Annotated in this window: 10 protein-coding genes; 5 read left to right on the top strand and 5 right to left on the bottom strand. The window is 68.4% G+C overall.

Annotated features, from left to right (window positions below; translation table 11 throughout):
- Positions 1-212 precede the first annotated feature (212 nt).
- The 5 genes from WME75_RS05400 (at position 213) to WME75_RS05380 (ending at position 6,921) form a co-directional block, all read left to right on the top strand.
- Entirely contained in the window at positions 213-1,007 is a 795-nt protein-coding gene (locus tag WME75_RS05400; protein ID WP_437487032.1) for an SDR family oxidoreductase, read from the top strand.
- Positions 1,008-1,038: 31 nt separating this feature from the next.
- Positions 1,039-2,274, top strand: coding sequence for a pyridoxal phosphate-dependent aminotransferase (locus tag WME75_RS05395; protein WP_437487031.1), 1,236 nt, complete (start codon positions 1,039-1,041; stop codon positions 2,272-2,274).
- A 157-nt stretch (positions 2,275-2,431) separates the two neighbouring features.
- Entirely contained in the window at positions 2,432-4,216 is a 1,785-nt protein-coding gene (locus tag WME75_RS05390; protein ID WP_437487030.1) for a DUF1592 domain-containing protein, read from the top strand.
- 71 nt (positions 4,217-4,287) lie between these two features.
- A complete protein-coding gene (locus WME75_RS05385; protein WP_437487029.1) occupies positions 4,288-5,577 on the top strand; it encodes a DUF1552 domain-containing protein in 1,290 nt (429 codons plus the stop codon).
- A 282-nt stretch (positions 5,578-5,859) separates the two neighbouring features.
- A complete protein-coding gene (locus tag WME75_RS05380) occupies positions 5,860-6,921 on the top strand; it encodes an FG-GAP repeat domain-containing protein (protein WP_437487028.1) in 1,062 nt (353 codons plus the stop codon).
- A 139-nt stretch (positions 6,922-7,060) separates the two neighbouring features.
- Here WME75_RS05380 and WME75_RS05375 read toward each other — a convergent pair whose 3' ends face one another.
- The 5 genes from WME75_RS05375 to WME75_RS05355 form a co-directional block, all read right to left on the bottom strand.
- Positions 7,061-7,678, bottom strand: a complete 618-nt coding sequence (locus WME75_RS05375) for a group II intron maturase-specific domain-containing protein (protein ID WP_437475747.1) — start codon at positions 7,676-7,678, stop codon at positions 7,061-7,063.
- A gap of 7 nt (positions 7,679-7,685) precedes the next feature.
- The gene (gene ltrA, locus WME75_RS05370) at positions 7,686-8,939 is read right to left on the bottom strand and encodes a group II intron reverse transcriptase/maturase (protein ID WP_437475748.1); all 1,254 of its coding nucleotides are present in this window, start codon (positions 8,937-8,939) and stop codon (positions 7,686-7,688) included.
- Between the two features lie 506 nt (positions 8,940-9,445).
- A complete protein-coding gene (locus tag WME75_RS05365) occupies positions 9,446-10,273 on the bottom strand; it encodes a reverse transcriptase domain-containing protein (protein WP_437475749.1) in 828 nt (275 codons plus the stop codon).
- Between the two features lie 498 nt (positions 10,274-10,771).
- Positions 10,772-11,224, bottom strand: coding sequence for a hypothetical protein (locus WME75_RS05360; RefSeq protein WP_437487027.1), 453 nt, complete (start codon positions 11,222-11,224; stop codon positions 10,772-10,774).
- Positions 11,225-11,248: 24 nt separating this feature from the next.
- Complete coding sequence (locus tag WME75_RS05355) at positions 11,249-13,705, bottom strand: ATP-dependent helicase (protein WP_437487026.1); 2,457 nt, start codon at positions 13,703-13,705, stop codon at positions 11,249-11,251.
- Positions 13,706-13,804: the final 99 nt, after the last annotated feature.

Genomic DNA, 13,804 nt, shown 5'->3' with positions numbered 1-13,804 from the left:
CCTCCTGGATCTCGGGGACGAATGTTCGAACATCAGGATGACGTCGCCGCATGGTGGAGACCCGAGCCCGGGAACGCGGGGGTGAGCTCCTCGAACGGGGTGGGAAGCGAACGCGGCTCCACGGACAGGGCCATCGGACGCTCGCGGTGCCCGGTCCGTGTCATGGGCGCAGGCGCCAACCGCATCATCGCGACGTCAGGAGGAGCAGCGTCATGGGCTTTGCGAGGAAGGTAGTGTGGATCACCGGCGCGTCGTCGGGCATCGGTGAGGCGCTTGCGCTCGCGTTCGCCAGAGAGGGGGCCAGCGTCATCCTCTCGGCGCGGCGCACCGATGTCCTGGAGCGCGTGGCGAGCTCGTGCGCGACGCCTGCTCTCGTGCTCCCGTTCGACGCGACGCACCTCGACGCGCTGCCGGCCGTCGTGCACCGCGCCTTTGCGTGGTCGGGCGCCGTGGACACGCTCGTCAACAACGCGGGTATCTCGCAGCGCTCGCTCGGCGTCGACACGTCGTTCGATGTCTACCGGCACATCATGGAAGTGGACTTCTTCGCGCCCGTCCGGCTCACGCAGCTCGTGCTCCCGCGGATGCTGGAGCGCCGCTCGGGTCACCTCGTGGCGGTGGCCAGCATCGCGGGCAAGCTGGGCGTTCCTCACCGGACCGGATACTGCGCGGCCAAGCACGCCCTCGTGGGGTATTTCGATGCGCTCCGCGCCGAGGTGGCGGCCCGGGGCGTGCAGGTCTCGGTGGTCACGCCGGGGTTCGTGCGGACCGCCATCGACGTCAATGCCATTCGCGGCGACGGGACCACGGCGGGCTCGGTCGACCCGAACATCGAAGCCGGCATGGCTCCGTCCGCGGCTGCGGCCATCATCCTGAATGGGCTCGACAAGGGCAAGCGCGAGATCGCGGCAGGCAAGCGCCGTGATCTCGCGGCCCTGCTGCTCAAGCGGCTGTGGCCCGAGAGGCTCTTCGACGTCATGGCCGCGCGGGTCTCGAAGCTTGCTTGATCCTCATCGCAACCCACGCAAGGAGCACTCCATGCAGTCCCGAGCGACAGCCAGCGACGCACCCCTCGCCCCCTATTGCCTGTCCGGCGCGCCGCCGATCGACATGGCGCTGAACCACGGCACCTACTGCTCCGAGCGGTGCGCGGACGTCATGCGGCGTCATGACGGCAACGTGGCGCTGCGGCGCTATCCAGCTGCAGACAACGGAGATCTCCGGCGCGCGCTCGCCGAGGACGCAGGCGTGCGGCCGGAGAACGTGCTCGTCGCCAACGGGAGCGGCCCGCTGCTCAAGGCATGCATCCCGTTCCTCATCGAGGACAAGATCAAGCGTTCGGCGATGCGGACCCTGCGCTTCCTGTTGAGGCGTGTCGCGTACCCCATCATCACCACGCGGCTCACCTATTCCAAGGTGCCTGCCGCCGGCGTCCGGGTGGGGCTGCGATGCGTGCTGCTCCCGCTGGGTCCGGAGAACGGCTTCGCGCTCGACGTGGAGGGGCTCGCATCACGGCTCTCACGGCAGGACGGCCTTGTCTACCTCTGCAACCCCAACAACCCCACGGGGAACGTCCTCATCACGAGGCGAGAGCTCGAGCCGCTGCTCGCCCGGTTCCCTGACTCCTGCTTCTTCATCGACGAGGCGTATGTCCACTACCTCGAGGACAGCCCGGGCACCCGCATGACGGATCTGGTGCTGCGCTATCCCAACCTGACGGTGCTGCGCAGCTTCTCCTTTGCCCACGGGCTCGCGTCGGCGCGCGTCGGGTACGCCGTGGCGGACAAGCAGCTGGTGGCGCAGATGGAGGCCAGGCTGACGCCTCACCGTGTCGGGCAGCTGGCCGCCGAGCTCGCGATGGCGTCGTTGCAGGACAGAGGACACCTCGGGTTCGTCCGGCAGCAAACCGGGAGGGAGCGAGCCAGGCTCATGGCGGCCATCGGCGGTCATCGCCCCCTGGAAGCCTTCCCGTCACAGGCCAATTTCATCCTGTGCCGCGCGCGCGGGGCGTGGTCCGGGGCGAAGGTCCACGACGCGCTGCTGGCCCGAGGCGTGAAGGTGAAGGTCTTCGAGCCGTTCGGCGAAGAGCGATACGATGAATACTTCCGCGTGACCGTCGGCCTGCCGGCGGAGAACAGCTGTTTCATCGAGCAGCTCGACGCCGTGATGAGCCCGCGCCGCGCAGCGGCGGCCAGCGTGGCGGCGTGGTGCGAGGCGCCGCGCGCCGCTACCGTCGAGATTCAAAAACTCGGCGAGAGCAGAGAAATTGGGTAAGCGAGTGGGTCGTTGGAGGACAAAAGTGTTCGCGATCGACTCGTGATGTGTGGCTGACCGGACAGGTTCTGGTAGGTTCTAACCTCGGCGCTGTTGAGTCTCGGCGCCGGGAACCCATGTCAGCGCCGATCCATGGGGTCGGCGCTCGCACCAGCTCGTGCCTTTCGTCGGGCGCGGCGTGGAGGACACGGTGAACCCCGAGCATCACACGCATCGCTGGCCTTTCGAGCTCCCGGGCTCAAGACGCAGGTACGCTGCGCCGCTCTTGCTCGCGCTCCTCGCGGCTTGCAACGGCCAGATCGGCGGACCTGGCCAATCCACGCCGCCCGGCTCGGGCTCCGAGAGCGGCGGGGTCACGCCTGGAAGCGCCCAGACCCCGGAAGACGTGCTGGCCTCGCCCTTCTGCCAGACGCCGCAGCCCGGCGCGACGCCGCTCCGCCGCCTCAGCAACTACGAGTATTCCAATACGCTGAAAGATCTCTTCTCCGGCGTCTCGGGCGTGGCCTCCACCATCGACACGGTGGTCGCCACGTTCCCGAGCGAGCCCGAGTCGCTCGGCTTCCGCAACAACGCGAGCTTCTTGACCGTCGGCTCGCTCGTCGCGCAGAAGTACCTCGACGCCGCGGAGCAGATCTCCGCCGTCGCGGCGCAGGCTCCGGGCCTTGTCTCCTGCGATCCGGCGGCGCTCGGTGAGCTCGAGTGCGCCAGCGACTTCATCCGCACCTTCGGCGCCAGGGCGTACCGGAGGCCGCTCACCGAGGCCGAGGTCCAGAGCTACGAGGAGCGCTTCACCGCGGGCTCGGACGGGCACACCTTCAAGGACGGCATCGAGTGGGTCGTCTTCAGCATGCTGCAGTCGCCGAACGTGCTCTATCGCGTCGAGCTCGGCCAGGCGAGCACGGGTGACGTCACCGAGCCCACGCCGTACGAGATGGCCTCGCGGCTCTCGTACCTGATCTGGCAGTCGCAGCCGGACGCGGAGCTCACACGCGCGGCGGCGGCGGACGAGCTCGGCACGCCGGCGCAGGTCGAGGCCCAGGTGCGGCGCATGCTCGCCGATCCCCGGGCCGACCGCTTGCTCGAGTACTTCGACCAGTGGCTCGACATCGACCTGCTGAGCGGCATGACGCGCGATCCGGCGGTGTATCCGGACCTCGTGCCCCGCCTGCCCGACCTGCTGCAAGAGGAGACGCGCACGTTCGTGAAGAGCTTGTTCTCGAGCCCGAGCGGCTCGTTCGACGAGCTCTTCACCGCTGAATACAGCTTCGTGAACGGCGCGCTCGCGCAGCACTACGGCGTGGGCGGCGTGAGCGGCGACGGCTTCGTCCGGGTCGACATGCCCGGCCGCTCGGGCGTGCTGACCCAGGGCATGATGCTCACGCACGACAAGGCGACGCGCACCTCGATCGTCCGGCGCGGCCTCAAGGTGCGCACCGATCTCCTGTGCGCGATCGTGCCCGCTCCCCCCAACGACGTGAAGCTCGATCTCGAGGGCCTGGGAGAAGGGCTCTCGCAGCGCGAGCGCCTCGAGCTCCACCGCAGCGAGCCGAGGTGCGCGGGGTGCCACGCGATGATGGATCCCCTCGGCGTGGTGTTCGAGTCGTTCGACGCCGTGGGCCGCTCCCGCACCACGGACGAGGAGGGTCGTCCGGTCGCGACCTCGAGCGACATCTCGCTCACGCGTGACGCCGACGGCCCCGTGGCGAACGCCGCCGAGCTGGGCCAGCGCCTCGCGCAGAGCGAGCAGGCGCGCGCCTGCTACGTGCTGCAGAACTTCCGCTTCTCCCACGGCCGCGACGAGACCGACGCCGATCGCTGCTCGATGGCGGCGCTCTCGGTCGCGTTCAAGGAGAGCGGCTACAGCCTGTCCGAGCTCGTTGTCGCGCTCACGCAGACCGACGCCTTCCGCTACCGCCCCGTGATCACCCCGGAGAGACAATGAAACCGCTGAGCCGCCGTACTTTCCTGCGTGGCGCATCCGGAGTTGCGCTCGCGCTTCCGTTCCTCGACGCCATGCGCCCGAGCCGCGCGCGCGCCCAGACGACGCCCTCTCCGCGCCGCATCATGTTCGTGTTCCAGGCGAACGGCGACGAGACGGCGAAGCGCTTCAGCGCCGGCGGTGAGACGAGCTTTGAGCTCGGCGAGTTCCTCGCCCCGCTCGAGCCTTACCGCGAGGATCTCGTCTTCCTCAACAAACTGCACAAGCATTTCTACGACTTGCCGGAGGCCGAGCGGGCTGACAACCACCAGCAGGGCGGCAGCTCGCTCGCGCCGTGGAAGTCCGGCACCGGGTCGTTCCCGATCGGCGGCACCGAGTCCACCATCGGTTACGTGGAGGGGCCGAGCGCCGACTACGCGATCGGCGGTCGCGTGCTGGAGGCCGACGAGAGCGTCGCGCACCGGCACCTCGTGTTCCGCGTCGGGAACAAGCGGAACGACATCTGGAACACGCACGCCCACGCGGGTCCCGTGGGCAACCAGAGCCCGATCCCGCCGGAGACCGACCCGTACGAGGCCTACGCCCGCATCTTCGCCTTCTCGTCCGGCGAGGGGACCGCGCAGCAAGAGGTGCTGAGGCGCCTGGCGAAGAAGCAGTCGGCCATTGATCTTGTGCGCGAAGAGGGCAACTCCCTCCTCACCCGGCTCGGCGCCGAGGACCGCGCCAAGATCCAGCAGCACCTCGACGCGATGCGCGACGTCGAGCGCGCGCTCCAGACCGGCAACGACGCGGCCGCGTGCGTGCAGACCTCGCTCGGCACGAGGCTCGACCCCTACGCCGACGACAACCACGTGATCATGGGCGAGCTGTTCTTCAAGATCAGCGCCCTGGCGTTCGCCTGCGATCTGACGCGCGTGGTGAACTTCAACTGGAGCGGCAACACGAGCAACCGCGTCTACTCGAGCCTGGGCCTCAGCGAGGGTCACCACGACATCTCGCACAACAGCGACGCCGCCGCGTTCGCCGACGTGCGCAAGATCCACAGGCACCTCTGGGAGCAGAACACGAAGCTCTACGAGATCTTGAAGAACACGAGCGACGGCGACGGCACGCTCTGGGATCATACGCTCGTCGTGCACTGGAACGAGCTCGGGCAGGGCGACACCCACAGCATCGAGGACAGCCTGGTCGTCTTCGCGGGCAAAGCTCACGACCACTTCCGGCGCGGGCGGCTCGTCGACTTCCGGGGCGATCGCTCCTTCGCCGACATGCTCGTGAGCTGCTTCAATTACATGGGCTTCGACGACGTCACGAGCTTCGGCGAGGACGTCTTGAACGCCGGGGGCGCCCTGCCGCTCACCTGAGCAGGCGCCCCGACGGCTGCGGCCCGCTTCCTCTGCCACGCAGCAAGCCGCCGGGGCCACCCCGATGCCACGGACGCCCCGGTAATTCTCCTCTTCCGAGAGCCAACCCCTGTGCGCGCGCTCCCCCTCTTCGGGGCCGACGCGGGTCCGGATGGACCGGCGCTTGCTCCCTTCCCCGGCGCCGTGAACCGCGCGCCCACGAGCGGAGGCCACGGATCCCCGACGACGGCCTTGGCTGCCCTGCACGGGCTGAGGGCGAGGGAGGCGAGCCTGAGAACGTCCATGCATGTCGTGAGGGCGCTGGGGGTGGCCGCCGCGATCCCCGCGACGGCCGCCTGTACGCGCGGCGTCGACCCGGCCAGCGAGGGCTGTCTCATCGCGCCTTCGGCCCCATCCCCCGGCGCCGCGACGCAGCGGCGCCACGGCGACGGGTGGGAGATCGCCCAGACGGCCGACTTCAACGCCGACAGGATGGCGGATGTTGTCTGGTACGACGCCCAGCGAAACCGGATCGCCGTGTGGTTGATGAACGGAAGCGACCTCCTGGCGCCCGGACCCTTTATCCCGGGGCCCGGCGGCGACGGCTGGGTCGTCTGGGCGAACGATTTCGACGCCGACAGCATGGCGGACCTGCTCTGGTCCCATGACGAGCGGGGCCTGATGGCGGTCTGGCTGATGGACGGCAGCCGCCTGCGCGCGACCGGACCGTTCATTCGAGGACCGATCGGCGGTGGCTGGACCGCCTTGCCCGGCGATTTCAACTTCGATCGGATGTCGGACGTGCTCTGGATCAATTCCGATCGGAACCAGATGGCGGTCTGGCCGATGAACGGCACCCAGCGGCTCGCGGCGGGGCCCCCGATCCCGGGGCCGATCGGCGACTTCAGCTTCGGCTTTCCGGTCGACGTCAATGTCGATGGAATGGCGGATGTGATCTGGATCGATATCGAGCAGAGCCTGCTGCTTGTCTGGCTGATGCACGGAGGCCAGCCGCTCGCGGCGGGGCCCGTGATCCCGGGCCCGATCGGCGACGGCTGGGTCGCCACCGGCGTGGGCGATTTCAACGCCGACGGCATGATGGACGTGCTCTGGAGCCACGATGAGAGCGGGCGGATAGCCGTATGGCTGATCGAAGGGAGCCAGCTGCTCGCGGCGGGGCCCGTGATCTCGGGGCCGATCGGCGATGGCTGGAGCGCGCGCGCCGCCGGCGACGTCAACCTGGATGGGATGGCGGATGTGATCTGGCAGAGGGCCGGGACGACCGAGATGGCCGTATGGCTGATGGAGGGGAGCCGCGTCCTCGCGCCGGGGCCGGTGATCCCGGGCCCTCGCGGCGGTGACTGACCGGCGCCGCCTGTTCGCAACGGGAAGCCGGAATTTAACGCAAAGGCGCTCGGGTAGCCCTGGGGGATTGCTCCCCCAGGGCCCCCACAGATCCGGACGTGCGGGGCTACCGCATCCGGCTCTTCGCGACATGGATTCGCTACGCGGGTGAGTACGGCCTCGCGACCCGGGCAAGTGGGAGGGGGTAGCGTTCCAGCAGCATGTGCCTGCGGTCCCAGTTGATCCGCGCTCTCTGGGAGCGACGACCGAGCCACTTGCACCAGATGCCGATGACCCGCTCACGGAAGCGGCTGATCGCCTCGGAGTTCCCCGTGATGCCGAAGTACCCGAAGTGACCTCGCAGCTTCTGCGAGAGCGAGCGCTGCTGCTCCCCGATCGCCTGGTGCCGATGCTGCCGACACCACTCCGCGATCCGCTTCAGCGCGCGGCGGAAGCGATCGGAGGCGGTCTTCTGCTTGACCACCCACCTGCCTCGACGAGACAAGCCCCAGTAGTGGGTGAAGCCCAGCAGGTCGAACGTGTTGGGTCCACGATCCGATCGATCCTCCGGGGGAGGCCGACGGTCGGGCCGACGGAATTCGACGAGCCGGGTCTTGTCCGGGTGGAGCGCAAGGCCGTACTTGCCGAACCTCTTCGGGAGCACGGCCAGAACGCGACGAGCGTCTTCCTCGTGCGAGAACGCCAGGACGAGTCGAGTAGCCCGGGGGAATCGCACCCCCGGGCCCTCCCAGAACCGGACGTGAAGCTCTCGCCTCATCCGGCTCCTACGACCCAGCCTCGGGCCGGACGCCGAGCTGCCACAGGACGAACAACTTCGGATCCCGCTGCGCGATGCGCCCCAGCCAGTGCATCGACGCGCGCTCTCGACGTCGCAGCCGCTTGTACTTCCGTCGCGCCCATGCTGCGAGGGCCTCGTTGAGATGGCGAAGGACCTGGACGCACTTCGAGCGGTAGAACCGCCCGTAGTAGTTCATCCAACCCCGCACCACCGGATTGACGAGCTGCGCGAGATCTTCCAGGCGCTGGTTGTTCCTGGTCGACGCCATCCGCCATCTGCGGATGGTCTCGCGGACCGCCTTGGCTGCCTTGGTGCTCATCGCTGGCAGGAAGCTCACGAAGTGCTTCCCCCAGCGATTCTTCGCCCGTCGAGGTTGGAAGGTGTAGCCCAGGAAGTCGAACGCGACGTGCTCGAACTCCCCGCACCGATCGTCGTCCTTGCAGTAGACGATCCGGGTCTTCGTCGGATGAAGCTCCAGACCGCACTGCTCGAACCGACGACGGATGGCCTCCAGCACCATGCGGGACTGCCGCTCGCTCCTGCAGTGGACGATGGCATCGTCCGCGTAGCGCTCGAACGGGACGCTCGGGAAGGTCCTCCGCATCCAGTGATCGAACGCATAATGCAGGAATAGATTGGCCAACAGCGGACTGACGACCCCGCCTTGCGGCGTGCCCCTCGTACGCTGCTCCACCGTGCCATCCGGCTTCTGCACGGGGGCGCGGAGCCACCGGGCGATGTACAGCCGGATCCAGGGGTTGTCCGTGTGGTGCGCCACGGCGCGCTCGACCAGCTCATGGACCAGCGCATCAAAGAAGCCCTTGATGTCAAGGTCGATGATCCAGTCGGCGCTCCAGCATCGTCTCCTCGCCACCGCCACCGCGTCGAGCGCCGACCGACCGGGCCGATAGCCGTACGAATCCGGATGGAACATGGGCTCCACGACCGGATCGAGGACCATCTTCACGACCGTCTGCGCCACGCGGTCCCCCACCGTGGGGATGCCGAGGGGACGTGTGCCTCCGTTGCCCTTCGGAATCTCGACGAGCCGCACGGGCGGCGGAAAGTACGAGCCCGACGACATCCGGTTCCAGACCTTGTAGAGGTTGCCCTTCAGGTCCTTCTCGAACATCGCAAGCGACTCGCCGTCCACGCCCGCTGCGCCTCGGTTCGCCTTTACCCGCTGGTACGCATCCCAGACGAGCTGCTTCGGAATGTCGTAAGGCTTCGCCTCAGACATGGGCTCCTCCCGTTGCCGGTTGACCCATGCCCGCGGCCAGGTCGTTGGGCCCCTTCGCTCCGCCCGCGTTACCAGGCTTCAACGCTACTACGAGCCCATCCGCCCCTGCGCCCCGCATCGGTACTCTTCCCCCTCGTGGGTCCACCACTCGGAGTTCTCCCTTCGCATCGGAGCGACAGGTTCCCACGTTCCGCACGAGAGCCTGAGCCGGGCTCGCGCCGCCTTCATGCCGGTCACCGCTCGGGCAGCAAGCAGGAATCCCCCGAGCTTTGTCCCAGGCCAACGACTGGAGCCTGGTTTCGATGACGTCCCTACGCTTTCGACACGTCGTCAGCGGTTCACTCACGTTCGCCTTCCCGGCTCTCACCTGACGGGTTTGTCCCGCCTTTTCCGTGAACGCTCACCACCCGGGCCATTGGGCCCAAGCAGCTTCCGGTGGTTTGGGACCTGGCCCTGCGACCCGATCCCGAGGGGTCCTCCCTCATCTCTCGTGCAGCAAGGCTGCTTCAGGCGGCCATCAAGGCCTCCTTTCCGCGCCGTCGTGGCGCACAATCGTCCGCGTACCGGATGAGAAACGCGCGGCCTTGCAGCCGCGGCTTCACCTCCTGCTCGAACCACACGTCCAGCACCTCGTGCAGGTAGACGTTCGACAGCAGCGGCGAGATCACGCCGCCTTGAGGCGAACCAGACTCCGGGAAGGACACGGCCCCGGATTCCAGCACGCCCGCATGCAACCACTTGCCGATGAGCCGCAGCAGCACCCCATCGCGCACCCTTCGACGAAGGATCTCCTGGAGGTGGCCATGGTCGAGGGTGTCGAAGAACTTCCGGATGTCGACCTCCAGGACCCAGCCGCCGCCCATGCGCATCACCTGGTCACGGAGCGCGTGCAGCGCTTGATGCGCCGAGCGCCCCCTCCGGAAGCCATACGAGCCGTGTAGAAAGTCCTGCTCGTAGATCGCCTCCAGCACCATGACGACCGCGCGTTGCAGGACCTTGTCCTCGAAGGTCGGGATGCCGATGGGCCGCGTCTGCGACCCGTCCCCCTTCGGGATGAGGACCCGCCTCACGGGCGGCGCGCGGTACGTGCCGGACTTCGCGCGTTCATGCAGCGACCGGAGGTTGTCCTCCAGGTGCGCCGCGTACTCGTCCGCGGTCTGCCCGTCCACGCCCACAGCGCCGTCCTTGCGCGTGCGACGGTACGCCTCGCGCAGCCACTCGATATCGATGTGGTGCGCGAGCGTCGTGAACGCCGTACCAGGCGCTTCCCTCGCCAGCTTCGCTATCTGCTCGAGTTTCGTGGAGATGTTCTGGGAGCCCGGTGTCTCCTTCATCTTTCCCTCCAGCAGCCCCATGCCCCGGCACCCCCTTCCCTCCACGGGGTCCCTCGGGACGGTTCCCCCGCTTCATCGGTACTACGAGGTGCTCGGACGCCTCGTCACCCTTCCCGCCTCGCTTCGTTCCCTTCGCTCGGCGGTACCGCACCCGCCGTTGCGGCGGGCTCTTCTCGGAGGCGACGGGGCCTCCCAGGTTCCTGGGGAACCCTTGCGTGCACGCCCTGGTCTCCGACCCCGGGGGGTCCAACGCGCCGAGCCCTTCGCCGCGCGCGGCGTTCCAGCGCGCCGGTGTTGCCTTCCGCTCCTTTGACAGCTTGGGCACCCGCCGAGCATTGCATTTCGAGGCTCAATACAAGGCTTTCACGCTCGCTGTCTACGCTTCGCAGCCCGGGGTCTGCCCTCCGGACCACGCAAGACTCGCTTCCGGCTGGGGGCTAGCCTTGGCCGGGGAGATCCGCAGGACCTCCATGGGTTCCATCGCAAGGTTTCAGCTTTCTACATGAGCTTCCTCCTCGCCCAGGCTTGCCTGGCGCACCAAAGGCGCAAAAAGGCAAGGGCGAGGGGGAAGTCATTCCTGCAATCCGTCGACCACGCGATGGATACCCTGCCTCCAAGGCTGCGATGCACCTCGATCGCCGCGTCGACGACGATCTTGGCCATCTCATTCTCGTTCATTTCCTCTCCGTCGTTTTGCGCCTTTGCGCCTTTGCGCCTTTGAATTCTGGCTGCTCCGCAGAATATGCGCTGTGCGTACGGATAATGTCTCGAGATGTCCTCGACCGCCTCGATGTCGCGCAGCTGCTCGGCAAGACCGTCGATGCCGTACGTCGCGACGAGGTCCATGCTCTCAGGAAGGCAGGACAGCAGGCCGTGCTGACGAAGACACGCTGGATTCTTCTCAAGAATCGTACAGATCTCGCGCTCCGCGCACGGAGCGCTTTCGCCCACGGCGCCACCCCAGGCCTGGCCCCCTCACGACCCGGCGCGCAAGAACGCCACCTTGATCCGCTTCTTCCCCCACCCCGAGAACTTCACCGTCGCGATCGGATCCGCCCCCGGGTCCACGCTCTCCACCACGCCCGGCCCGAACCGCTCGTGGAACACCCGCGTCCCGCGCCGCAGCACCAGCCCCTCGCCGCCCTCACCGCCCGCGTCGACCGCCTCCCGCTCGACATAGCGCTCGCCCGGCGCCCGCTCGGGTCGCTCGACGCCGCGCGGGGCCGGCGCCCTCGCGGGCTCGCCTTCCGCCGCGAACCGCGACCACGCCAGCCGCTCCTCGGGCTGCGCCGCAGGCCTCCGATCCCGGCCCTCCCAGAAGCCACGGGTCTCTCCCGCGCCGCCGGACCTGGACCCGGCGTACCCGCCGCCCCCGACGTCGCCCCGGCGCTGCGCCATCATCGCCGTCGGCGTCGCCATCGGGCGCACTGCGGCCGGCGGGAGGTCGGCCAGGAAGCGGCTCGGCAAGCCGTAACGCGTCTGGCCGAAGATCGCCCGCCGCGCCGCATGCGTGATCCAGAGCCGCGCCCGCGCCCGCGTGATCGCGACGTACGCGAGGCGGCGCTCCTCCTCGATGTCCCCCTTGCGGTTCGGATCCTGGCTCCGGAACGGGAAGAGGTCCTCCTCCATGCCGGTCAGGAACACGGCATGAAACTCCAGCCCCTTCGCGGCGTGGATCGTCATCATCGCGACCTTCGGCATGTCCACGAGCGCGTCGACGTCCGACACGAGGCTCACCCGCTCCAGGTAGCCCGAGAGCGTCGCCTGGTCGCCGGCGGCGATCGCCTCCTGCTCGTAGTCCACGAGCGACTGCACGAGCTCGCGCAAGTTCTGGAGCCGCGCCTCGGCCTCGACGCTGTCGTCCTGCTCGAGCATCCTCGCGTAGCCCGACCGCGCGAGCACCTCCTCCGCGAGCGCGCTCGGCGACGCGCTCTTCGCCTCCGTCATGAGCCCCTGCATCAGATCGCGGAAGCCGAGCAGGCTCCGCTTCGCCGCCGTCGGCAGCGGCGGCAGCTGGCCCCCCGGCATCTCCGACGGCGGCACCGCCCCCTCCACGAGCGGCGTGATCGCCTCGTAGAGCGACACGCCGAGCACGTCCGCCGCCTGGATGAGCTTGTCCACCGTGCTCTGGCCGATCTTGCGCGCCGGCACGTTGATGATGCGGTTGAGATCCACGTCGCTGCGGGGGTTGGCCACGACGCGCAGGTACGAGAGCAGGTTCTTCACCTCCGCCCGCTCGAAGAAGCGCGTACCGCCGATGATCTGGTACGGGATGCGCGCCTCGCGCAGCACCTCCTCGAGCACGCGCGACTGCGCGTGGATCCGGTAGAACACCGCGATCTCGTTCGGCGAGACGCCCTGCGCGATGAGCTCGCGGACGCACTCGACGACCCACGCCGCCTCGTCGTGCTCGCTGTCGGCCGCCACCACGTCGATCTGCGCGCCGTCCTCGTTCGACGTCCAGAGCTCCTTCGGCTCGCGGTCCGAGGCGTGCCGGATCACGCCGAGCGCGCCGCGCACGACGTGCCCCACAGAGCGGTAGTTCTGCTCGAGCTTCACCACCTCCGCGTGCGGGAAATCGCGCCGGAAGCCGCGGACGATCTGGACGTCCGCGCCGCGCCAGCGGTAGATGCTCTGGTCGTCGTCGCCGACCACGCAGAGGTTGTCGTGGCTCCTGCAGAACGCCCGGACGAGCCGGTACTGCACCTGGTTCACGTCCTGGAACTCGTCGACGAGCACGTGGCGGAAGCGCCCCCGGAGATCCTCGCCGGCCAGGCTCGCCGGGTCCTCCGCGAGGCGGAGCACGGAGAGCAGGAGGTCGTCGAAGTCCACCGCGCTCGCCGCCTTGAGGTGCCGCTCGTAGGCCTCGAAGCACCGCACGATGGCGTCGTCGAAGTAGCCCTTGCGCTCGAACTCGCCGGGCCCCCGCCCCTCCTGCTTCTCGGCGTGGATGCGCGAGAGCACCTGGCGGGGCGGATAGCGCCGATCGTCGAGGTGAAGCTCCTTGAGGACGCGGTTCATGACGGCGCGCTGGTCGTCGTCGTCATAGATGACGAAGTTCTTGTCGAGCCCGGCCGCCTCGTGGTGCCGGCGCAGGAGGCGCGCGCACACGGAGTGGAACGTGCCCACCCAGAGGTCCTTCACGATGTCGGCCCCGATGAGCCCCTCCAGCCGGCGCTTCATCTCGGACGCCGCCTTGTTCGTGAACGTCACCGCGAGGATCCGGTAGGGCGGGACACGGTGCGTCACGATGAGGTTCGCGATCCGGTACACGATGACGCGCGTCTTTCCGCTCCCCGCGCCCGCGAAGATGAGCAGCGGCCCCGCCGCGTGGCGGGCCGCGCGCGCCTGCGGCTCGTTCAGCTCCTCGTAAGGGAGGCCAGGCTCGGGCGGCGGGGGGCGGTCGGCGTCGTGTGCGGCAAAACGATCCACACGGGGGTCGCTAGCACGACCATCGCGCGAGCGGGAGCCCGGCCAGTCCCATCGTATGCCGCCAGGCATCCCCGTTTTTTCCGCCGCAAATCAGGCGCG

The organism is Sorangium sp. So ce1014, assembly GCF_051521505.1.
Taxonomy (GTDB): domain Bacteria; phylum Myxococcota_A; class Polyangia; order Polyangiales; family Polyangiaceae; genus Sorangium.
This window is presented reverse-complemented; position numbering and strand designations above follow the sequence as displayed.

Excerpts from the sequence above, each read along its gene's own strand:
- WME75_RS05375 (WP_437475747.1), bottom strand. The coding sequence starts at position 7,678 with ATGAGGCGAGAGCTTCACGTCCGGTTCTGGGAGGGCCCGGGGGTGCGA.
- ltrA (WP_437475748.1), bottom strand. The coding sequence starts at position 8,939 with ATGTCTGAGGCGAAGCCTTACGACATTCCGAAGCAGCTCGTCTGGGAT.
- WME75_RS05380 (WP_437487028.1), top strand. The coding sequence starts at position 5,860 with ATGCATGTCGTGAGGGCGCTGGGGGTGGCCGCCGCGATCCCCGCGACG.
- WME75_RS05385 (WP_437487029.1), top strand. The coding sequence starts at position 4,288 with ATGCGCCCGAGCCGCGCGCGCGCCCAGACGACGCCCTCTCCGCGCCGC.
- WME75_RS05365 (WP_437475749.1), bottom strand. The coding sequence starts at position 10,273 with ATGAAGGAGACACCGGGCTCCCAGAACATCTCCACGAAACTCGAGCAG.
- WME75_RS05400 (WP_437487032.1), top strand. The coding sequence starts at position 213 with ATGGGCTTTGCGAGGAAGGTAGTGTGGATCACCGGCGCGTCGTCGGGC.
- WME75_RS05395 (WP_437487031.1), top strand. The coding sequence starts at position 1,039 with ATGCAGTCCCGAGCGACAGCCAGCGACGCACCCCTCGCCCCCTATTGC.